The organism is Paenibacillus tyrphae, from assembly GCF_000722545.1.
Taxonomy (GTDB): domain Bacteria; phylum Bacillota; class Bacilli; order Paenibacillales; family NBRC-103111; genus Paenibacillus_G; species Paenibacillus_G tyrfis.
Genome location: NZ_JNVM01000046.1, coordinates 22132 through 44505, shown reverse-complemented (window position 1 = coordinate 44505; position 22374 = coordinate 22132). Strand labels below are relative to the sequence as shown.

Sequence of the window (22374 nt, the reverse complement as noted above, 5' to 3'; positions counted from 1 at the left end):
TATGTACAAATCGATCGTAATCGGAACCGGCCCGGCGGGACTCACGGCTGCCATCTATTTGGCCCGCGCCAACCTGAACCCGCTCGTCATCGAAGGACCGGAGCCAGGCGGACAATTGACGACGACCACCGAAGTCGAGAACTTCCCAGGGTTCCCGGAAGGAATCATGGGCCCGGAGCTCATGGACAACATGCGGAAACAAGCGGAGCGTTTCGGCGCCGAGTTCAAAACGGGCTGGGTGAACAAGGTCGATCTGTCCAAGCGTCCGTTCAAGCTGAATGTGGAAGGCCTCGGTGATATCGAAGCCGAATCGCTCATCATCTCGACCGGTGCTTCGGCGAAGCTGCTCGGTATTACAAACGAGAAGGAAAGCATCGGCCGCGGCGTCAGCACCTGCGCAACGTGTGACGGCTTCTTCTTCCGCGGCAAGAAGATTATCGTCGTGGGCGGCGGCGACTCGGCGATGGAGGAAGCGAACTTCCTGACCCGTTTTGCAACGGAAGTGCGCCTGGTGCACCGCAGAAACGAGCTGCGCGCCTCCAAAATCATGCAGGACCGCGCGCGCCAAAACGAGAAAATTACATGGAGCCTGGACCGCACGCCGCTGGAAGTTGTTTCCGGCGAGAAGGGCGTGACCGGCTTGAAGGTGAAAAACAACGAGACCGGCGAAGAGGAAATTATCGAAACCGACGGTATCTTTGTGGCAATCGGGCATAAGCCGAACACGGACTTCCTCGGCGGGCAAATCGTCACGGATGAAGTCGGGTACATTTTGGTCAAGCCGGGTACGTCCCTGACCAACGTCGAAGGCGTCTTTGCCTGCGGCGACGTGCAGGACAGCAAATACCGCCAAGCGATTACGGCGGCCGGCAGCGGCTGTATGGCGGCGCTCGACTGCGAGAAGTTCCTGGAAGGACATATGGTGCACGACTGGAGCAAGTCCCTGTAACAACGCCATTTAGGCGTGGAACCCCGCGTTCTACGCCTTTTTCATGCTTATAAGAAAAACTTCTATCGAAGTCTATTCATGGATGAGCGACCGCGGTTTAGCGGAAGTTTTTCTTGTGATATAGAATTTGTTCAGCTTCGCTGAAAATTTATAAATTCTATATCGTTAAGAAAAGCTTCTTATCGAAGCCTTTTCGAGGAAAATACATTCGTGTTTTAGTGGAAGCTTTTCTTGCGATATAGAATTCAATCAGCTCGGCTGATAACTTATAAATTCTATATCTAAAAAAATAACGTTACGTCTTGAGCTTCTTGGGGGCACTTTTCCGTGATTATCGGTCGGAAAGCGGTCATTGACACTTTCTCGACACACTCTCGGAGGAGTCTCCGGCTTCCCTTTGGCTAATCTTGACCTTCTAGGGAGGTTGGCTTATAGTTGGAACAGGAGCTTATAGATAACGGATAGGGTACGAGGTGATTCGACAGGTATGGGAGAACGTGTTTATGTAGGAGTCGATTTGGGAGGAACCGCGATTAAAGTCGGATTGTGCGATGCGCAGGGCAAGCTGCTGCAAACGTACGAAGGCCCGACCGGTACCGAACATGGCGCAGAGGTAGTGCTGGAAAATATCGCGCAATATGTGCGTAAGCTGGTTGACGAATCTCCATACGAATGGGAGCAAGTCGCCGGCATCGGTGCGGGAATCGCCGGGTTCATGGACATTCCCGAAGGCTTCATCAAGCTGTCGCCCAACCTGGGCTGGCGCAACGTGCCGGTCAAGAAGATTCTGGAAGAGAAGCTTGGCAAAACGGTTAAAATCGACAACGACGCCAACGTAGCTGCGCTTGGGGAAGCATGGAGCGGCGCAGGCGCGGGCATTCCGAATGTCGTCTGCTATACGCTGGGCACCGGAGTAGGCGGCGGGGTCATTATCCACGGCCGCATCTATCAGGGCTACAACGGCATGGCTGGCGAGCTTGGCCACATGGTTGTCGTGCCAGATCTCGAAGCCATCGAATGCGGCTGCGGCAAGAAAGGCTGTCTGGAGACTGTATCGTCAGCGACAGGTATTATCCGCATGGCCAAAGAAGCCGTAGAGCGGGGCGAGCATACGTCTCTGGCGCTTGTCGAGAATATTATGGCGAAAGACGTGTTTGACGCGGCTAAAACGGGCGACGAAACGGCGCTGCGGATCATTAACCGCGCCGCGCTGTATCTCGGCAAATCGATGGCGGCGATTTCCGTCGTTCTGAACCCGCAGCGTTTTATCGTGGGCGGCGGTGTATCCAAGGCAGGCGACATCCTGTTCGATGCCATCCGCAAGTACTATAACGAGTATGCCCAGGAGACAGCAAAAGAAGGCGTGGACATCGTTCCTGCCGTTCTCGGCAACGATGCCGGCGTCGTCGGCGCGGCGGGCCTCAACCTGCACAGCTAGAGGCAGGCGACTAATCTGCACGGCTCATGAAGCCTGCGCATCGGTCTGGAAACCGCTGGAGCCTAGAAACCCGGGCTGGATTTTCACGTATAAACAACCGGCGCGAGAAATTGCAAAGCGCCAACAGATAGATATATAGCGAGGAATCCCATGGGCGAAAGCGGCGGTGAAGAGCCCGTAGAGTTTACGTGGTCCCTTTTTAAATCGCGTTCCCGCCTTAGTGAGTATATTGATAGGAACGCGATTTAAACAGGACCCGAAGGGCCTTCACCGACGCGCAGCCATACACCGGATCTCCGAGCGTCCTCAGGAGGAGCAGCCATGGAAGATATGCAAACTCTCGGAAAGCTGGTTATCATTACGGGCATGTCCGGAGCCGGCAAGACGATTGCGGTGCAGAGCTTGGAAGACTTGGGCTTTTTTTGCGTGGATAACCTTCCTCCGGTGTTGATTCCCAAATTTGCCGAGCTGATCGAGCAGTCCAAGGGCCGGATCGGCAAAGTTGCGCTGGTCATCGACCTGCGGGGGAGAGAGTTTTTCACTTCGCTGTCCGAATCGCTGCGCTACTTGAGCGAGAACTACACGCTGACGCACGAGATTTTGTTCCTCGACGCGATGGATTCGACGCTGGTGCAGCGGTATAAAGAAAGCCGGCGCAAGCACCCGCTTGCTCCGACAGGCGCCCCGCTGGAAGGGATTCAGCAGGAGCGCAAGCTGCTGGAGGAGCTCAAAGGCCACGCTACGCAGGTGATCGATACATCGAGCCTGAAGCCGGCGCAGTTGAAGGAAAAAATCATATCCCGGTTCACCAACCTCGAAAACAGCGGCATTTCGATCAACGTCATCTCGTTCGGATTCAAGTACGGTATTCCGATCGACGCCGATCTTATTTTTGATGTCCGCTTTTTGCCGAATCCGCATTATGTGGACAATCTGCGTCCCAATACCGGGCAAGACCCGGATGTGTACGAATATGTCATGAAGTGGACCGAAACGCAGGAGTTTCTCGCGAAGCTGCTCGATATGCTCCACTTTCTCGTTCCCCAGTACAAGAAGGAAGGCAAGAGCCAGATCGTCATCGGCATCGGCTGTACGGGCGGTAAGCACCGTTCGGTGGCGATTGCCGAATATCTCGGTAAAATGATGGGCAATAGCGAAACGGAAGTCGTTCGGGTCAGCCACCGCGATTCCGAACGCGACCGGGTTGAGGTGAAGAAATGACGTTTGACCGGGAGAGGGAAACGTACATTCCGCGTATCGTCGTGATCGGCGGGGGGACCGGGCTGTCGGTCATGCTTCGGGGACTAAAGCATAAGCCCGTGGACATTACGGCGATTGTCACCGTAGCCGATGATGGGGGAAGCTCGGGCATTTTGCGGTCGGAGCTGGAAATGATTCCGCCGGGCGACATTCGTAATGTCTTGTCTGCACTGGCGGACGTGGAGCCGCTGCTCGGTCAGCTGCTCGATTATCGTTTTGATAAAGGCAACGGATTGGCAGGTCATAGTTTGGGTAACCTAATGTTGGCAGCCATGTGCGATATCACCGGTGATTTCGTCACCGGCGTGCGCGAGCTAAGCCGGGTACTGGCCGTGCGGGGGCGCGTTCTTCCGGCTTCCGATCACTCGATCGTGCTGCGGGCGTTGATGGAGGACGGCTCGGTTGTCGAGGGCGAGTCTAATATCCCGAAGGCAGGAGGCGTCATCCGCCAACTGTTCATCGAGCCGAAGGACGTTCGGGCGCTTCCGGAGGCGCTGGAGGCGCTGCGGGAGGCGGACGCGATTCTGGTCGGTCCGGGAAGCTTGTATACGAGCATTTTGCCCAATCTGCTGGTGCCGGAAATCGCGAAAACGATCGTCGATTCGAATGCGCTCAAAATTTTTATTTGCAACGTGATGACGCAGCCGGGCGAAACCGACGATTACAAGGTCAGCGACCATCTCAAAGCGGTGCGCGACCACGTCGGCAGCGAGCTGTTCGACTACGTGATCGTGAACAACGGGAACATCCCGGAGCAGGTGCAGAGCAAGTATGCCGAGCAAGGGGCCAAGATCGTTCCGCTCGATTTGGACGAAGTGACGAAGCAGGGCTATAAGGTCATTGCCGATCAGCTCGTTCTGTTCCGGACCTATCTGCGTCATGACGCCGAGAAGCTGAGTCAACATATTTATCAACTGGTGGAGAGCTGGATGTTCAAGAAGAGGTGATTCCCATGTCCTTCGCCGCCCAGACGAAAAAAGAGCTGACCATGTTGGAGTCGGAGAGCTGCTGCGAGAAAGCGGAGCTATCCGCTCTCATCCGCATGAACGGGGCTGTGCAGTTGACCAGCCAGAAGATCGTCCTCGATATTTCGACGGAAAACGCCGCGATCGCAAGACGCATTTATTCGCTGCTCAAAAAATCGTTCAAGGTGCATACCGAGCTGCTCGTCCGCAAAAAAATGCGGCTCAAAAAAAATAACGTGTATATCGTGCGCGTGCCGAATCAAGTGCAGGTCCTACTCTCGGATCTGCATATCGTCTCCGAAGGATTTATGTTCACCCCGGGCATCGAGTCGGAGATCATTAAACGCGACTGCTGCAAGCGAGCTTATTTGCGCGGGGCGTTCCTTGCGGGTGGCTCCGTGAACAATCCGGAGGGGTCGTCGTACCACTTGGAGATTTATTCGATGTACGAGGAGCACTGTCAGGCTCTGGTGCGGCTGGCCAACGAGTTCGATCTGAATGCCAGATGCATTGAGCGGAAAAAGGGCTTTGTCCTGTACATCAAAGAAGGCGAGAGAATCATCGAGTTTCTAAGCCTGATCGGCGCTCACCAAGCGCTTCTCCGGTTCGAGGACGTTCGGATTATGAAGGATATGCGCAATTCCGTGAACCGTCTGGTCAACTGCGAAACCGCCAATCTGAACAAGACGATCGGTGCTGCCGTCCGGCAGATCGACAACATCCGGCTGCTGCAAAAGGAAATGGGGCTCGATAACCTGCCCGACAAGCTGCGGGAAGTGGCGGAGATCCGGCTCAAGCATCCAGATATGAACCTTAAAGAGGTCGGCGATCTGCTGAAAGGCAAAGTCAGCAAATCCGGGGTAAACCACCGGCTGCGCAAGATCGATGAATTGGCTGAAAAGCTGCGAAAATCGTGAGTAGAATCGGCCAATTATAGATTTTTTGTGTAAATTTGCAATAATTCTAGTGCAAACTGCCGAAAAATGATATAATGTTTGAAAAATCGCTTTTTTTAAATCGGTTTCGGGTAGACTGTCTTCCAGATTGCGCTTCAAAGCCGAAATCGTTGGTAAACCGTTTGTTTATGTCCCGCAGGACGATGTATTCGTTTACGCTAAGGGCGTTATGCCCTTCCTTATTTTAGGAATTCAAAGATTGTAGGGGGTATTGGTTGCATGTCGAGACGCCCAGTAGTCGTCAAGTTGAAAACAGGCCTTCACGCCAGACCGGCAGCGCTTTTCGTACAGGAAGCGAATAAGTTTTCTTCGGAGATTTTTGTGGAGAAGGACGAGAAGAAGGTCAATGCCAAAAGTATTATGGGCATTATGAGTTTGGCCATCAGCACAGGAACCGAAGTTCACATAAGTGCAGAAGGTTCGGACGCCGAACAGGCTGTAAACGCTTTAGTCACATTGGTCAGCAAGGAAGAGCTGGAAAACCAATAAACCGCCACAGGGCTTCCGATCCGGAAGCTTTTTTTCTTTGCGGCGTTCCTTATTTTGTCACATATGATACCTGTAAATAAAGCGCAACCTTTTTTGGGCTGATGCGTCTAATTTGACGTGTCTTTGAACCGGAAAAGGTTTTTTCTGTATCGGGCACCATTAGAAGCGCAGAAAGAGGAGTAGAGGGAATGAAGCCGTTGAAGAAAGAATGGGTCGTTCTGCTGGTTATGGCCATGCTGTTGTCGTTTGGCATTGCGCCGCTGGCATCCGCCGCAGAGAAAGAAGCGCCGATGGCGTCCGGAACGACCTATGTGCTGCTGTATATCGATAAGCCCGATGCCTTCTTGAATGGCAAGCAGGTGAAGCTGGATGCGCCTGCGACGATTCTGAAGGACAAGACGTTCGTGCCAGCCAAGTTTTTGGGCGATGCGTTCGGGATGAAGGTCGAATGGAACGACAAGACGCGTCAGATCAACATGGAGACGCCGACCCACAACATTATGATCGACATCGACAACAAGTCGGTGTGGATTAACGGCTATTGGATGAAGTTTGACGACGTAGCTGCAATCGTAAACGGCCGCTTGATGATTAAGCTGACATGGCTGGCCGATTACATGGGAGCGAAGTATACGTACAACAACGAGCTGCGCCGCGTGGAAGTGCTGCATGTGAAGACGCCGACGGGGATTTACGATCCGAATCGGGGCAACTCGAATCCGGTAGCGAAATTTACGTTTGCCAAGCCGAGCTACAAGATCGGAGAACCGGTCAAATACGTGGATCTCAGCTATGACCCGGATGCGGAAGGCATCCAGCGGTATGAGTGGACCGGGAAGCAGGAAGCCTTTTTCACTCCGGGGACGTATCCGATCACGCTGACCGTATCGGATATTCACGGCAATAAGAGTGAGACATATACCCGGAATCTGGTCATCACCAACGAGACTTATCTGAGTGCGATCGAATATCCGATCTTCATGAAACCGGTCGGATCGTTTATCAAGACCGATTGGAGCATGCTCTGGGGAGCGTTCTGGGAGCTGCCGCAGCTGCCGAAGACGGTAAGTGAAGATCGTTCGCGCAAGCTGCTCGTCAGCGATAGCCCGGAGACGTTCACGGAGCGGGGCATTTTGTACCAGGATGAAGTGGAAGGCAAAGGGCGTTTGTATGCCGATCACGTCAACGGGACGAAGGAAAAGCTCAGCCTGGCGATTCTTGCCAAAAACATGACAGACAAGCCGATTACGATCAAAACGACGAACAAAGGCGAAGTATGGCCTTCGGTGTATGCCAATCTGATCGGCAGCGAAGCGACGGTCGATTTTCTGATGAACGACCAGATCAACGATACGATGACGATTCCGGCTCACCAAACGTTTATTTACAAGCAAATGCCGGACTTCTATCCGGATCAGGGCGTTAACTTGTTCTACGATGTCGAGACGGACGGAAAAGTGCAGTTCTCGTTCGTGGTGGACCGCGAAATTTCCCAAAATTCGCAGACTCTGCCGCTGCTCGCGTTCAACGGGCACGTGAGGGGGTCATTCCCGGTTTCTGAGATGACGTGGAAGATCGATGCATCTTCCTTTACGCAGCCGTCCCGCCTTGTTATTGGCGACGGCATTACCGATCCGTTCCAGCCGGGATACGATCCGATGCGCAAGAAGGAAGTGAAGAACGATGGTAACTACGGCGTCATTTATAAGATTCATGCCGACAAGCCTCGGAAGATGGCCGTCATGATTTTGCCTAAGGGCGGCGTATACAAAGGACCGTTCAAAATTAACGGCGACATCCGTCTGGCGCCCGAATCCGGCGTAATGACCGCATTCGACGGCATGCAGATTTTGGCCAAGACGACGGGCAAAGAAGATTCGCTCGATATCGAGTTCAGTCCGCCGGCCGGCTCGGCGCTGCCGATCGATTTGATCTTCTATCCGCTTGACGAGCGTGCGGAATAAATCAAAATAACAAGGCCGTGCTCTTCAGCCGTCAATGCGGTTGCGGAGCACGGCCTTTTTTCTAAAGCCCAAAAAAGCCCGGCCATTCGCACGGTGGCATCCAAAGATGCGCCGTGGAACGGCCGGGCTTTTCGTGCTGACTTGATCAGGTTATACGCGTTCGATAACTTTGTCGATCAAGCCATAGTTTTTCGCGTCCTCTGCGGACATGAAGTTGTCGCGGTCGGTGTCTTTCTCGATGCGCTCGAACGATTGGCCCGTGCGCTCGGCGAGAATCGTGTTTAGCTTATCGCGCATTTTCAGGATGCGCTTCGCGCGGATCTCGATATCGCTGGCTTGGCCTTCGGCTCCGCCGAGCGGCTGGTGAATCATAACCTCGCTGTTCGGCAGCGCGAAGCGCTTGCCTTTCGCTCCTGCGGCCAGCAGGAAGGCGCCCATCGATGCCGCCATGCCGACGCAGATCGTGGACACGTCCGGCTTGATGAACTGCATCGTGTCATAGATCGCCATCCCCGACGTAATGGAGCCGCCAGGGCTATTGATATACACGCTGATGTCTTTATCCGGATCGGTTGCGGCCAGGAACAGCATTTGTGCGATAATCGAATTGGCTACAACATCGTTGATCGGACTTCCGAGAAAAATAATCCGGTCCTTGAGCAGACGCGAATAGATGTCATAAGCGCGTTCTCCTCTTGCATCCGGTTCGACGACCATTGGAATAAAACTCATCGGCTGCAGCCTCCTTTATATTCAAACTATAACCATCATAAACGAAAAACAAACAAAGGTCAAGAAAGGTCAAACCGAGGAAATAAAAAAAACCAGTTCTGAGCAAACTGATTGGTGTGTAAATGGCGCGCCCGCAAGGAATCGAACCTTGATCTCAGGCTCCGGAGGCCTACGTCATATCCATTGGACCACGGGCGCATATTCAATTCGGTGTGCTGTGTCTCATAAGTGACAGCAAAATTTATTATAAGCCATAAGCCCAAGAAAAGCAACCTTTTGGCGATAAAAATTTTTTCCTTACTTCATGGCCGCAACAATAGCGGCTTTGGACGGCTAACGGAATGTCGAACGGTGACGAAGACACTTGATGTGAGAGGAAGAATGGGTTATAATGGGGACACTAAGTGAAACAACTTAGTACTTTTTTTAGAGTATGTGGGACTTAAAATGCAGCGCCGGGACAAAAAGTGTCCAGCAAAGCTGCGATCTTAAGCGGGTGTGAATCCATGAGAGAAATCCTCGACATTCAAAAGCAGCTTTTGCCCGATCTGGTCGACACCATGAAAAAGCGATATACGATCCTGCATCACATCATGGTATCCGGTTTGGTGGGCCGTCGGACGCTGGCGCTGTCGGTGGGTGCGACGGAGCGGGTGCTCCGCGCGGAAGTGGATTTTCTGAAGGAGCAGGGCTTGATCGAAGTCGAAGCTTCCGGCATGCGGATCAGCGTGGCGGGCAGAGAACTGCTGGAGCGGCTCGAACCGATCGTCAAAGATTTGTTCGGCCTGACGGAGCTGGAAGAACGCATACGTTCGCACTTCGGCTTGAAGCAGGTGATCATCGTCCCCGGCGATTCGGACGTTTCCCCTCATACGAAGAAAGAGCTTGGTCGTGCCGGCGCCTCCGTCTTGCGGAAGCTGGTCGGCGAGGACGAGACTATTGCCGTAACCGGCGGATCGACGATGGCTGAAGTGGCCTATCATTTGACACCGGCGACTCCGATGAAGGGCTGCTGGTTCGTACCGGCCCGCGGCGGACTCGGGGAAAGCGTCGAGCTTCAGGCGAACACGATCGCCTCGACGATGGCGAAGAAAGCGGGCGGCCGCTACCGGCTGCTGCACGTACCGGACCATCTAGGCGAGGAAGCGTATCAGTCGCTGATGCAGGACAGCCACATTGCCGAGATCATCGCCTTCATCCGCGGCGCGCGGATTGTCGTTCACGGCATCGGAGAAGCTATGGTAATGGCCAGACGGCGCAAGGTGGACCCGGAGACGACCGAAAGCCTGCGGCGCGACGGCGCGCTTGCGGAAGCGTTCGGGTACTATTTTGACCGGGACGGAAACATTTTGCACAAAATGCCGACCATCGGACTCCGCATCGAAGACATTCACAGCATGGACCATGTGATCGGAATTGCCGGAGGCAAAAGCAAGGGCGAGTCGATCGCTTCGGTATTGAAGCACGGTCACGAGGACGTGCTGGTCACCGACGAGGCGGCTGCCTGGGAAGTTGTTAATCGTTTGCTATCTTGACGGGCTCTGCCTGTCTTGACATATCGCTGCCGCGGTCATATTTCTACGAAACCTTGCCGGGAGCAGCGGACACCAAATCATTTCTAGGAGGCTTTCAACATGGTAAAAGTTGGTATTAACGGTTTTGGACGTATCGGTCGTAACGTATTCCGCGCAGCACTTGGCAATCCTGAGGTGGAGATCGTCGCTATCAACGACTTGACGGACGTAAAAACGTTGGCTCACCTGCTTAAGTACGACACGACTCACGGCCGTCTGAACGCTACGGTGGAAGCTACCGAAGGCGCGCTCATCGTGAACGGCAAAACGATTAAAGTATTCGCCGAGCGCAATCCGGAAAACCTGCCTTGGGCTGCAAACGGCGTTGAAATCGTCATTGAATCCACAGGGATCTTTACCGCAAAAGAGAAAGCCGAGCTTCACCTGAAAGGCGGAGCGAAGAAAGTTATCATCTCTGCACCTGCAACGAACGAAGATATCACGGTCGTTATGGGCGTTAACGAAGATAAATACGATCCGGCTCAACATACGATCATCTCCAACGCATCCTGCACCACGAACTGCTTGGCTCCTTTCGCCAAAGTGATTAACGACAAATTCGGTATCGTTAAAGGCATGATGACGACGGTTCACTCCTACACGAACGACCAGCAAGTGCTCGACCTGCCGCATAAAGACCTGCGCCGCGCTCGTGCAGCTGCTGAAAACATCATTCCTTCGACGACGGGCGCTGCAAAAGCCGTTTCCCTCGTACTGCCAGAGCTGAAAGGCAAGCTGAACGGTATGGCAATGCGCGTACCTACGCCGAACGTATCGGTTACGGACCTCGTTGTTGAGCTGAGCAAAAACGTAACGGTTGACGAAGTCAACAGCGCTCTGAAAGAAGCCGCTAACGGCCCGCTGAAAGGCATCTTGAACTACTCCGAAGAGCCGCTCGTATCCAGCGACTACAACGGCGACCCGGCTTCCTCCACGATCGACGCGCTGTCCACGATGGTTGTCGGCGACAACATGGTGAAAGTGGTATCCTGGTACGACAACGAGTGGGGCTACTCCAACCGTGTCGTCGATCTGGTAAGCTTTATCGCGAAAAAAGGTCTGTAATGGTAAAATTGTGGTGATGTTCTGAAGCATTTGAAAAAGATCTCGCTATGACGGGTCAAATGGGATGTACCTCCGGGCTCTGTTGAACTCTCGTTTCTTGATTTAAAGGTAGTTGAGGAAACGAGAGTTCAAAGGAGCCGCGCTAACGCTCTACGGCACATCCCATCTGCTGCCGCGCGAGATATTTTTCTTAGCCTGAGGGACCGTCCCCACAATTTTTTGTGTGTGGGTAGGAAGAGACAAAACCGCTGGGAGGCATGGAAGATGAATAAGAAAAGCGTTCGTGACGTAGAAGTTAGCGGTAAGCGCGTATTTGTCCGGGTCGATTTCAACGTGCCGCTGGAGAACGGAAAAATTACCGACGATACGCGGATTCGCGAAACGCTACCGACGATCAAGTATTTGACGGATCGCGGAGCGAAAGTCATTCTGGCCAGCCATTTGGGTCGTCCGAAGGGACAAGTCGTCGAAGAGATGCGGCTGACTCCGGCTGCGGCACGCTTGTCCGAGCTGCTCGGTAAGCCGGTTACGAAGGCCGACGAAGCGATTGGCGACGCGGTCAAAGCGCAAATTGCCAAGCTGAACGACGGCGACGTGCTGCTGCTTGAGAACGTGCGCTTTTACGCGGGCGAAGAGAAGAACGATCCGGAGCTGGCGAAAGCTTTTGCCGAACTGGCGGATCTGTACGTAAACGACGCATTCGGCGCCGCACACCGGGCTCATGCTTCCACAGAAGGCATTGCGCATCATCTGCCGGCCGTATCCGGATTGCTGATGGAGAAAGAACTCGACGTTCTCGGCAAAGCACTCAACAACCCGGATCGTCCGTTCACCGCGATTGTCGGCGGAGCGAAGGTCAAAGACAAAATCGCCGTTATCGAGAAGCTGATCGAGATTGCGGACAACATCATCATCGGCGGCGGGCTGTCCTACACCTTCTTCAAAGCGAAAGGCTACGAGATCGGCAAATCCCTCGTGGACAACGACCGTCTGGAGCTGGTGCAGGAATTCGAGCGCAAAGCGAAGGAAAAAGGCGTGAACTTCCTGCTGCCGGTTGACGTTGTCGTCGGCGACGATTTCAGCGCTTCGGCAAATGCGAAAATTGTAGATGTCGACCAAATTCCGGCGGATTGGGAAGGCTTCGACATCGGACCGAAAACCCGCGAGCTGTTTGCCAAAACGATTGCGGAATCCAAGCTGGTCGTATGGAACGGGCCGATGGGCGTATTCGAATTGAAGCCGTTCGAGGACGGAACGAAAGCGGTAGCGGAAGCTTGCGCAGCGACGGCCGGCTATACGGTCATCGGCGGCGGCGACTCGGCGGCGGCTGTGGAGAAATTCCATCTTGGCGACAAAATGGATCACATCTCCACCGGCGGCGGAGCTTCTCTTGAATTTATGGAAGGCAAGGCGCTTCCAGGCGTCGTGGCTTTGAACGATAAATAGGAGGCGGGGCATATGCGCAAACCGATCATTGCAGGCAACTGGAAAATGTTCAAAACGGTAGGGGAATCGCTGGCCTTCGTCAGCGAGGTTAAGGGCAAGGCGGAAGCGGCGGGCGTCGAGAGCGTCATTTGCGCGCCGTTTACGAACCTTCCTGCCTTGGTAGAAGCGGTGAAGGGCACGACGCTGAAGGTCGGCGCTCAAAACCTGCATTTCGAAGACAACGGCGCGTTTACGGGCGAGATCAGCGGCGTGATGCTGAAAGATCTCGGCGTAGAGTACGTGATCATCGGACACTCCGAGCGCCGGGCTTATTTTGCGGAAACCGACGAAACGGTGAACAAAAAAGTGCAAGCGGCGTTCAAGCACGGCTTGACTCCGATCGTATGCATCGGCGAGAAGCTGGAAGAGCGCGAAGCGGGCCAAACGAAAAACGTATGCAAAGTGCAGACCGAAGCGGCGTTTGCCGGCTTGAGCGCGGAGCAGGCGGCGCAAGTCGTCATCGCTTACGAGCCGATCTGGGCGATCGGAACGGGCAAATCGTCGACTGCGGCGGACGCTCAGGACGTGATCGGATACATTCGCGAGCTGGTTACCGGCTTGTATGGAGCTGAGACGGCAGCGGCGGTACGGATTCAATATGGCGGCAGCGTGAAGCCGAACAATATCGCCGAGTATATGCAGCAGCCGGACATTGACGGCGCACTGGTAGGGGGCGCGAGTCTGGAGCCGGCATCCTATATCGATTTGATCAAGGGGGCCGAGTAAAATGGCCAGACTGAAACCGGTAGCATTGATCATCTTGGACGGCTTCGGCCTTCGCGGCGAAACGCAGGGCAATGCGGTAGCGCAGGCGAACAAGCCGAATTACGACCGGTATTGGAACCAGTTTCCCCATACGACGCTGACCGCTTGCGGCGAGGCAGTCGGGCTGCCGGAAGGACAAATGGGCAACTCGGAAGTGGGTCATCTCAACATCGGAGCCGGACGGATCGTGTATCAGGACTTGACGCGGATTTCTAAGTCGATTCGCGAAGGCGAGTTTTTCGAGAACGAGACAATTCTGGGCGCCGTGCGTCATGCCCGCGAGAACGGCAAAAAGCTTCATCTGTACGGTCTGCTGTCCGACGGCGGCGTACATAGCCATATCGCACATTTGTTCGCGTTGCTTGAAGTATGCAAGAAGGAAGACTTCCATGAAGTCTACATTCATGCGTTCCTGGACGGCCGCGATGTGGCGCCGGACAGCGCCGCGAACTACATGGAGCAATTGCAAAACAAAATTGCGGAGCTCGGCGTCGGCCACATCGCCACGGTGCAAGGACGATACTATGCGATGGACCGCGACAAGCGCTGGGAGCGTACGGAGAAGTCGTACTGCGCGATGGTATACGGGGAAGGACCGACCTTTGAGGACCCAATGAACGCGATTAAGGAATCGTACTCCCGTTCCGTATTCGACGAGTTCGTCATGCCGACGGTCATCGTGAAGAAGGATGGCACGCCTGTCGGTCTGGTCGAGTCCGGCGATTCGGTCGTGTTCTTCAACTTCCGTCCGGACCGGGCCATCCAGCTGTCGCAGGTGTTCACAAACAGCGACTTCCGCGGCTTCGACCGCGGGGACAAGTGGCCGAAAGATTTGTACTACGTCTGCCTCACGCTGTTCAGCGAAACCGTGGGCGGCTACGTTGCGTATAAACCGAAGAATCTCGATAACACGCTCGGCGAGGTGCTGGTGCAGAACAACCTGAAGCAGCTCCGAATTGCCGAGACGGAAAAATATCCGCACGTCACGTTCTTCTTCAGCGGCGGCCGCGACGTCGAGCTTCCGGGCGAAACGCGTATTCTCATCAGCTCCCCGAAGGTTGCGACGTATGACCTGAAGCCGGAGATGAGCGCTTACGAGGTGGCGGAAGCGGCGGTGAAGGAGATCGAGGCCGAGCGTCAGGATGTCATCATCTTGAACTTCGCCAACCCTGACATGGTTGGACACTCCGGTCTGCTGGAGCCGACGATCAAAGCGATCGAAGCGACGGACGAGTGCCTCGGCAAAGTCGTCGACGCTATTCTGGCGAAGGGCGGGGTTGCGCTGATTACGGCCGACCACGGCAACGCTGATATTGTGACGAATCCGGACGGTTCGCGCAATACCGCACATACGACGAATCCGGTCCCTTTTATTCTCACCGATAGTCATGTTACACTAAGAAACGATGGTATTTTGGCGGATATCGCCCCGACGATGCTCGAGTTTCTGGGCGTGACGCAGCCGGCGGAAATGACCGGGAAATCGATCGTTGCAACACGCGGTTAACCCTTGTGCAAACGGAATAAAAAAACGAGAAGGAGTGTTCTAGCAATGACTATAATCTCCAATGTATACGCACGTGAAGTGCTCGACTCCCGCGGTAACCCGACGGTAGAAGTGGAAGTATATCTGGAATCCGGAGCGCGCGGTCGCGCTATCGTTCCATCCGGCGCATCAACAGGCGCTTACGAAGCTGTAGAGCTTCGCGACGGCGACAAAGGCCGTTACCTCGGCAAAGGCGTACTGAAAGCCGTTGAGAACGTGAACGACGCAATCGCACCGGAAATCATCGGCATGAACGCCCTCGATCAAGTCGGTATCGACAAGCGTATGATCGAGCTGGACGGAACGCCGAACAAAGCGAAGCTTGGCGCCAACGCGATTCTCGCCGTATCCATGGCGGTAGCACGCGCAGCGGCTGAAGCGCTGGACATTCCGCTGTACATCTACCTCGGCGGATTCAACGCCAAGACGCTTCCGGTTCCGATGATGAACATCATCAACGGTGGCGCTCATGCGGACAACAACGTAGACGTGCAGGAGTTTATGGTATTGCCGGTAGGCGCTCCAACCTTCAAAGAAGCGCTGCGTACAGGCGCGGAAATTTTCCACAGCTTGAAAAACGTATTGAAAGAACAAGGCCTGAACACGGCTGTTGGCGACGAAGGCGGCTTTGCTCCGAACCTGAGCTCCAACGAAGCGGCGATTCAAACGATCATCACGGCGATCGAGCGTGCAGGCTACAAGCCGGGCGTCGACGTATTCCTCGGCATGGACGTAGCTTCCACCGAGTTCTTCAAAGACGGCAAGTACCATCTCGAAGGCGAAGGCAAGTCGTTCACTTCCGCTGAATTCGTAGACTTCCTCGCTTCTTGGGTAGACAAATATCCGATCATCACGATCGAAGACGGCTGCTCCGAAGACGACTGGGAAGGTTGGAAGCTGCTCACCGAGAAGCTTGGCGGCAAAGTACAGCTCGTCGGCGACGACTTGTTCGTAACAAACACGAATCGCCTGTCCCAAGGCATCGAGCAAAATATCGGCAACTCCATCCTCGTTAAAGTGAACCAAATCGGTTCCTTGACCGAGACGTTCGACGCGATCGAAATGGCAAAACGCGCGGGCTATACGGCGGTGATTTCCCACCGTTCCGGCGAGAGCGAAGACAGCACGATCGCCGATATCGCAGTAGCTACGAACGCAGGCCAAATCAAAACCGGTGCGCCTTCCCGTACCGACCGCGTAGCGAAGTACAACCAATTGCTCCGCATCGAGGACCAACTGGCAAGCGTCGCTCAATACGCAGGCAAATCCGCATTTTACAACCTGAAAAACTTCAAGTAAGTTTACAGTTGTAAAGTACAGGACTTAATAATAAAATAACTGTCAGACGGTATTGTTTTTTGACGGCACGAAGGTGAAGGGTATTGTGTCCCCTGTAGCAGGGGGACAGCAATACCCGTAACCGTACGAACGTTAATCCTACAACGACGACTGACACTCACCCGGAGGGGATCACATGAGTAATTTGATAAAGACCGTATTTTTTCTGATTTTATCGGCCTTTCTTACGCATCTGATTCCCTTCAGTGATTTCTTCCGCAATCTCGATACGATGATTCACGAGTTTGGCCACGCGATCGTGACGTTGGCGCTCTCCGGCAAAGTGATGTACATCGAGCTGTTCGCGAATCATAGCGGCGTGACGTATTCGCAGGTAACGAGCCGGTGGAGTCTCCTTCCGATTGCGCTGGCAGGGTACACGACGGCCTCGCTGTTTGCACTCTTTATGTTCCGGATGCGGGCCAGTGACAAGCAGCGGCTCGGACTGCAGGTGATGACGGCGATTGCCATCGTGGCTCTGATCCTGTTCGTGCGCAACGAGTTCGGAATCTTTTGGCTGCTCGGCTTCATTATCTTAAATACGATCATGCTGGCGTTTATGCCGCGCTGGCTCAGCGATCTGTATTACTTGCTGCTGGCCTTCCTGACGCTGGAAGAGTCGGTTTTCGGACCGTTCTCGTTGATCCTGTATGCCTGGAACGATCCGGCGAAGGCGGGCGATGCGACGAACCTCAGTCTGGTGACTCCGATCCCGGCGATCGGGTGGGCTGTCCTGTTGACGCTGTTTTCCTTATGGTGCGCAGTACGGGCGCTGAAATTGTTTCTCGGCGGACGCAAATCGTCACGATCCTCCCGCCCCGCGTACCGGCAGCAGTTCGAAGAGTAAAGATTTTGTAAAATACGCCTAGACGATCCAACAGGATTTGTCAGTGCGTATTTTTTGTGGTATACTAAGCATGCTGTCTATTTTCGGACAAGTCCGTTTATTTTTGCAGGAGGTGGAATCATGGAATTAGCATTGAAGATCATCCTGGTCATCGCTTCGCTTGGCTTGATTGCAGCCGTTTTGCTGCAGCCGGGAAAAAGCGCAGGTTTGTCCGGTGCCATCTCCGGAGGGGCGGAGCATCTGTTCGGAAAGAAGAAGGCGCGGGGGCTGGAGCTGTTTTTGTCCCGTTTGACAATGGGTCTCGCCGTTGTATTCTTCGTCTTATCTTTGATTGTGGCGTACTTTGTAAAAGGCGCGTAAACATAAAAAGGCGACAGCAGGGGAATATTACTCCTGCTGTTTTTTTGTAGCTTTTCACATGGATAGAGCTCGCTCCAGGAAGGAAGAGGCGGCCTTGAATATCCCGAAGGGTGCGAGACGGAGGCGGGGCGCTTGAAACGAGTATACAAGACAACGGAGCCTTTTCGGCTGGAAGGTACCGGTGAGCGGGCTTCGACGCAACTGCTGCTCATTCACGGCTTTACGGGTTCCCCGTCGGAGCTTCGGCGGCTTGGCTATTATTTGAACGATCTGGGCTATACTGTTAATGCGGTCCTGCTGCCGGGGCATGGAACGACGCCGGAGGATATGATCCGAACTGGCCTGCACGATTGGTCCGGTCATATACTGCGCAGCTATGATGCGATGGCTGCCAGTCGGGCTCGCGAGGGCAAAATTGTGGTGATCGGCCATTCCATGGGAGGGCTGTTGGCTTTGGAGCTGGCGATGAAGCGAAGGCTTGACGGTGTGGTTTCGCTGGCGGCGCCGATGTTTTTGTCCAGCCGGAAAACCTCGCTGGCTCTGCTGCTGCAGTATTTTATCAAATACATCGAACGGAGGCCGGCGGCGGCTGCGCATCTGGTGGAGGAAGCCTGTACATATGACAAGACGCCGGTCCGGTGCGTGGTCGATCTTCGGAAGCTGATGAAGCTCGTAAAGGCGGACTTGGGCCAAGTGTCGGCACCGTTATTTGTCGGGCAGGGAGAGAAAGACGGGATGGTCCTTCCGAAAAGCGCGGAGTACATTTACCGGCATGTCTCCTCGCTTGTCCGTCAAATCGAGTATTACCCCCATTCCTCTCATGGCTTGCTGCTTGACGAGTGGCGGGAACGGGTATACGAAGATATATCCCGTTTTTTGGCGAGGCTTGACCAGGCCGGGACATGGAAACAGGCGGTCGTGGAAATTCAGACATAGGTTATAGAAAGAAAAGGCAGGTGAGAACATTGATAACGCGTGAAGCTTTGCTAGATTTTATGAAAGAAACGGCTTATAAGCCGATGACGTACCATGAGCTGGAGCAGCACTTCGTGCTGGAGAGCGCGCAGGAGTTCAAGGAGTTCCTGAAGCTGCTCAATGAGCTCGAGAATGAAGGACTTATTCTACGTACGCGCAACGAACGGTACGGGGTGCCGGAGCGGATGAATCTGCTGCGCGGCAAGCTGCAGGCGCATGCCAAAGGCTTCGGCTTCCTCATTCCCGACGACCGGGATCATCCGGACGTGTACATCCATGCCAACGACATGGGGACGGCGATGAACGGGGATATTGTGCTCGTGCGGATCACTTCGAAGAGCCCGTCCGGCGGCCGGATGGAGGGCGAAGTGGTACGGGTGGTCAGCCGGGGCAATACGCAGATCGTCGGTCTGTTTCAGTCCCATGAGGAGTATGCGTTTGTCATTCCGGACGACAAGCGGGTGGTGCGGGATATTTTTATTCCGAAGGAATCGTTCGGCGGTGCCATGGACGGGCACAAGGTTGTCGTAAAAATCGTATCGTACCCGGAAGGACGCGCGGCGGCACAAGGCGAAGTGGTGGAGATTCTGGGTCATAAAAACGATCCAGGCGTCGATATTCTCTCCATTATCCGCAAGCACCAGCTGCCCGAAGCGTTTCCGGACGAGGTGATGGAAGAAGCGTCGGCCGCGCCGGATACGATCTCGGAAGAAGATTTGAAGGGCCGCCGCGATTTGCGCGGGAAGCGTATCGTTACCATTGATGGAGAAGATGCAAAAGACTTGGACGATGCCGTCAACGTGGAGCGACTGCCGAACGGCAACTATGTGCTCGGCGTGCACATCGCCGACGTCAGCTATTATGTGCGCGAGGGCTCGCCGCTCGACAATGAAGCGTACAACCGTGGATGCAGCGTGTATTTGGTAGACCGGGTCATCCCGATGCTGCCGCATCGTTTATCCAACGGGATCTGCTCGTTGAATCCACAGGTGGACCGGTTTACGATGTCCTGTGAGATGGAATTCGACGCGGATGCGAACGTGGTGCGCCATGATATTTTTACAAGTGTGATCAAGACAAGCGAGCGGATGACGTATACGAACGTCCGCAAGCTGCTGACCGAGGAAGCGCCGGAGCCGGAGCTGCTGGAAAAATACGCGTACCTGATGGATGATTTCCGTTTAATGGAAGATCTGGCGATGAAGCTGCGGTCGAAGCGGATGCGCCGCGGTGCGATTGATTTCGATTTTCAGGAATCGAAAATATTGGTCGATGCGGACGGCAAGCCGACGGATATCGTGAAGCGGGACCGGACGATCGCCGAGATGATCATTGAAGAGTTCATGCTTGCGGCAAACGAAACGGTGGCGGAGCATTTTCATTGGCTGAAGGTACCGTTCTTGTACCGGATTCACGAGGACCCGGACGCGGAGAAGCTGCAGCATTTTATGGAGTTCATCACGAACTTCGGCTATGTTGTCCGGGGGAAAGGCAATTCGGTGCATCCCCGGGCGCTGCAGACGCTGCTGGAGGAAATCAAGGGAACGAAGGAAGAAACGGTCATCAGCACGGTGATGCTGCGCTCGATGAAGCAGGCGAAGTACGATTCGCAGAGCCTGGGCCACTACGGCCTGGCCGCGGAATTTTACTCGCACTTCACGTCGCCGATCCGGCGCTACCCGGACCTTATCATACACCGCGTTATTCGCGAGGTGCTGGAGAGCGGTACGCTCAGCGAAGCGCGGCACGAATACTTGGCTTCGCGGATGGACGATATTGCCAAGCAATCGTCCGAGCGGGAGCGGGTGGCCGTCGATGCGGAGCGGGAGACGGAGGCGCTGAAGAAAGCCGAATTCATGCTCGACAAAGTCGGCGAGGAATTCGACGGCATTATCAGCAGCGTGACTAGTTTCGGGATGTTTGTGGAGCTGGAAAATACCGTGGAAGGGCTCATTCGTCTATCCGATCTGACGGACGATTATTACCACTTCCATGACGCTCAGCACGCGCTTATCGGCGAGCGCACGTCCAAAATTTATCGCCTCGGCGATGAAGTGAAGGTGCGCATCTCGCGGGTGAACATGGAGGAGCATACCATCGATTTCGAGATGGTTGATATGAAGCCGCGGCCGCAGAAAATGAGCCTGGTCGACGCGCTGAACGCCGTGCGCAAAACCAAGCGCGACGGCCGTCCCGGCCGGGCAGGCAAAGCCGCCGCAGGCGGAGCACGCGCTGGACGCAGCGAACGTGCCGGGAAGCGAGGCGCGGGCGGCAGCGGGCGTGGGAAGGGCCCGGCAGCGGCGAAGACGCGCGCGCTGGAGGCGGTGCGCACCGGCGAGGGCGCCACGGCGACCGGCCGTGCCGCAGGGCGCAAAAGCGCCAAAGCCGTGGGTAAAACGGCCAAAGGCGGCGGCGTGGGCATCGGTTTCGCCAAGAAGAAGCGCAAAAAGACCGTCAAGCGCTAGTTCCCCTTGATTTCCGGGGATGGAGTTGGTACAATGGACTCCATCCCTCTGTTTGGAAATCGGTATGGGAAGGAGCGGCTACGGGGGCATGAGCAAAAAAAGCGATGGAAAAGTGCTGGCGCAGAACAAAAAAGCGTCTCACGATTATTTTATCGAGGATACTTACGAATGCGGCCTGGTGCTGACCGGGACGGAGATCAAATCGCTGCGGCTCGGACGAGCCAATATCGGCGACGCGTTCGCGACGATCCGGAACGGCGAAGCGTTCGTGCACAATATGCACATCAGCCCATTCGAGCAAGGCAACCGGTTTAACCCCAGCGATCCGACGCGGGCCCGCAAGCTACTTCTCAAGAAGGCCGAGATTAACAAACTGCTGGGCCATGCGAAGCAGGAAGGCTATACGCTGGTGCCGCTCAAGGTATATGTGCGCAACGGCTACGCGAAGCTGCTGCTCGGCTTGGGCAAAGGGAAGAAGCAATACGACAAACGCGATACGGCGGCGAAGCGCGATGCTCAGCGGGATATTCAGCGGGCGCTGCGCGAGAAGCAGAAGGTCGCAAGGTAACGTTTTGGCGGAAATCCGCCAGTATGTTTAGGTTCTGGTATCGCTTCCAACAACTCGCCCCTTCATTTTGCTCAAGGATATGTTATAATGAAAGAGCACTTGGGGAAGTGCACAACTTTTCAAGTAAAAGTCAGCAGAAGTTGTTCGTAGCGTAGCAAGTTTAGATTTACAGGTAGATAAGTTTTATTTCATAACCTTTATATTAGGGTCTCTCATCCGATGGGAGGCCCGCCTATGCGGGGACGTTCTTGGATTCGACGGGGATAGTTCGAGCATGGGTTGCGGGTAGTGGGGACGCGTCCGCTTTATCAACGCTAAAGCCAATTAAATGGCAAACAACAACAATCCTACGCTTTCGCAGCTTAATAACCTGTGAGCGTGCTCCTACTCTGCATCGCCCATGTGCCGGGATAGGGGCTCAACTTTAGTGGGATACGCTGTCTAGTCTCCGCCTGCGGCTAGCTGAAGAAGACAATCAGGCTGACCCAACGCAAAGCCGGTTACGGGGCGTTGCTCGGGTGACATCAAAACTGTGACTACACCCGTAGAAGCCTGTGTGGCGTTATCTTCGGACAGGGGTTCGACTCCCCTCGTCTCCATTAAAGTACAAAGAGCACCGACCGAAAATGGTCG

19 protein-coding genes, 1 tRNA gene and 1 other RNA gene are annotated in these 22374 nt (G+C 54.6%); 19 read left to right on the top strand and 2 right to left on the bottom strand.

Going from position 1 to position 22374, the window contains the following annotated elements:
• The first annotated feature begins 1 nt into the window (after position 1).
• The 7 genes from trxB to ET33_RS33100 all read left to right on the top strand — a co-directional run bounded on the left by trxB (position 2) and on the right by ET33_RS33100 (position 8021).
• Entirely contained in the window at positions 2–949 is a 948-nt protein-coding gene (gene trxB / locus ET33_RS33130; protein ID WP_036692566.1) for a thioredoxin-disulfide reductase, read from the top strand.
• A 487-nt stretch (positions 950–1436) separates the two neighbouring features.
• Complete coding sequence (locus ET33_RS33125) at positions 1437–2387, top strand: ROK family glucokinase (RefSeq protein WP_036692564.1); 951 nt, start codon at positions 1437–1439, stop codon at positions 2385–2387.
• Positions 2388–2708: 321 nt separating this feature from the next.
• Positions 2709–3608, top strand: coding sequence for an RNase adapter RapZ (gene rapZ, locus ET33_RS33120; RefSeq protein ID WP_010500408.1), 900 nt, complete (start codon positions 2709–2711; stop codon positions 3606–3608).
• Complete coding sequence (locus ET33_RS33115; protein WP_036692561.1) at positions 3605–4594, top strand: gluconeogenesis factor YvcK family protein; 990 nt, start codon at positions 3605–3607, stop codon at positions 4592–4594. The genes rapZ and ET33_RS33115 overlap by 4 nt, the downstream gene beginning before the upstream one ends.
• Before the next feature lie 5 nt (positions 4595–4599).
• The gene (gene whiA, locus ET33_RS33110) at positions 4600–5529 is read left to right on the top strand and encodes a DNA-binding protein WhiA (protein WP_036692559.1); all 930 of its coding nucleotides are present in this window, start codon (positions 4600–4602) and stop codon (positions 5527–5529) included.
• 258 nt (positions 5530–5787) lie between these two features.
• Positions 5788–6057 (top strand): HPr family phosphocarrier protein, encoded by a 270-nt coding sequence (locus ET33_RS33105; protein ID WP_010500412.1) that lies wholly within the window; start codon positions 5788–5790, stop codon positions 6055–6057.
• 188 nt (positions 6058–6245) lie between these two features.
• On the top strand, positions 6246–8021 hold the full coding sequence (locus tag ET33_RS33100; RefSeq protein ID WP_036692556.1) for a stalk domain-containing protein: 1776 nt from the start codon (positions 6246–6248) through the stop codon (positions 8019–8021).
• A 150-nt stretch (positions 8022–8171) separates the two neighbouring features.
• Here the strand turns inward: ET33_RS33100 and clpP are convergent, their stop codons facing one another.
• Together clpP and ET33_RS33090 are read right to left on the bottom strand one after the other, a co-directional pair.
• Positions 8172–8753, bottom strand: a complete 582-nt coding sequence (gene clpP, locus ET33_RS33095; RefSeq protein WP_010500415.1) for an ATP-dependent Clp endopeptidase proteolytic subunit ClpP — start codon at positions 8751–8753, stop codon at positions 8172–8174.
• A 123-nt stretch (positions 8754–8876) separates the two neighbouring features.
• A tRNA-Arg gene (locus ET33_RS33090) sits at positions 8877–8951 on the bottom strand.
• A 308-nt stretch (positions 8952–9259) separates the two neighbouring features.
• Here ET33_RS33090 and ET33_RS33085 point away from each other — a divergent pair.
• From ET33_RS33085 to ssrA, 12 genes are all read left to right on the top strand, one after another.
• The gene (locus tag ET33_RS33085) at positions 9260–10288 is read left to right on the top strand and encodes a sugar-binding transcriptional regulator (protein ID WP_036692552.1); all 1029 of its coding nucleotides are present in this window, start codon (positions 9260–9262) and stop codon (positions 10286–10288) included.
• Between the two features lie 99 nt (positions 10289–10387).
• On the top strand, positions 10388–11392 hold the full coding sequence (gene gap, locus ET33_RS33080; RefSeq protein WP_036692549.1) for a type I glyceraldehyde-3-phosphate dehydrogenase: 1005 nt from the start codon (positions 10388–10390) through the stop codon (positions 11390–11392).
• 264 nt (positions 11393–11656) lie between these two features.
• Complete coding sequence (locus ET33_RS33075) at positions 11657–12838, top strand: phosphoglycerate kinase (protein ID WP_036692547.1); 1182 nt, start codon at positions 11657–11659, stop codon at positions 12836–12838.
• 12 nt (positions 12839–12850) lie between these two features.
• Positions 12851–13603, top strand: a complete 753-nt coding sequence (gene tpiA / locus ET33_RS33070; RefSeq protein ID WP_036692544.1) for a triose-phosphate isomerase — start codon at positions 12851–12853, stop codon at positions 13601–13603.
• Position 13604: 1 nt separating this feature from the next.
• Positions 13605–15149, top strand: coding sequence for a 2,3-bisphosphoglycerate-independent phosphoglycerate mutase (gene gpmI, locus ET33_RS33065; protein WP_036692541.1), 1545 nt, complete (start codon positions 13605–13607; stop codon positions 15147–15149).
• Between the two features lie 45 nt (positions 15150–15194).
• Positions 15195–16487, top strand: coding sequence for a phosphopyruvate hydratase (gene eno / locus ET33_RS33060; RefSeq protein ID WP_036692539.1), 1293 nt, complete (start codon positions 15195–15197; stop codon positions 16485–16487).
• Positions 16488–16662: 175 nt separating this feature from the next.
• Positions 16663–17373 carry a M50 family metallopeptidase gene (locus tag ET33_RS33055; protein WP_036692537.1) on the top strand — a complete coding sequence of 237 codons (711 nt, stop codon included), beginning with the start codon at positions 16663–16665 and terminating at the stop codon, positions 17371–17373.
• 120 nt (positions 17374–17493) lie between these two features.
• Positions 17494–17733 (top strand): preprotein translocase subunit SecG, encoded by a 240-nt coding sequence (secG, locus tag ET33_RS33050; protein ID WP_025845137.1) that lies wholly within the window; start codon positions 17494–17496, stop codon positions 17731–17733.
• Positions 17734–17865: 132 nt separating this feature from the next.
• Complete coding sequence (locus ET33_RS33045; protein WP_036692534.1) at positions 17866–18669, top strand: alpha/beta hydrolase; 804 nt, start codon at positions 17866–17868, stop codon at positions 18667–18669.
• 29 nt (positions 18670–18698) lie between these two features.
• Positions 18699–21173 (top strand): ribonuclease R, encoded by a 2475-nt coding sequence (gene rnr, locus ET33_RS33040; RefSeq protein ID WP_036692532.1) that lies wholly within the window; start codon positions 18699–18701, stop codon positions 21171–21173.
• Positions 21174–21261: 88 nt separating this feature from the next.
• A complete protein-coding gene (smpB, locus tag ET33_RS33035; protein ID WP_036692530.1) occupies positions 21262–21741 on the top strand; it encodes an SsrA-binding protein SmpB in 480 nt (159 codons plus the stop codon).
• A 238-nt stretch (positions 21742–21979) separates the two neighbouring features.
• Positions 21980–22343, top strand: a transfer-messenger RNA (tmRNA) gene (gene ssrA, locus ET33_RS37090).
• Positions 22344–22374: the final 31 nt, after the last annotated feature.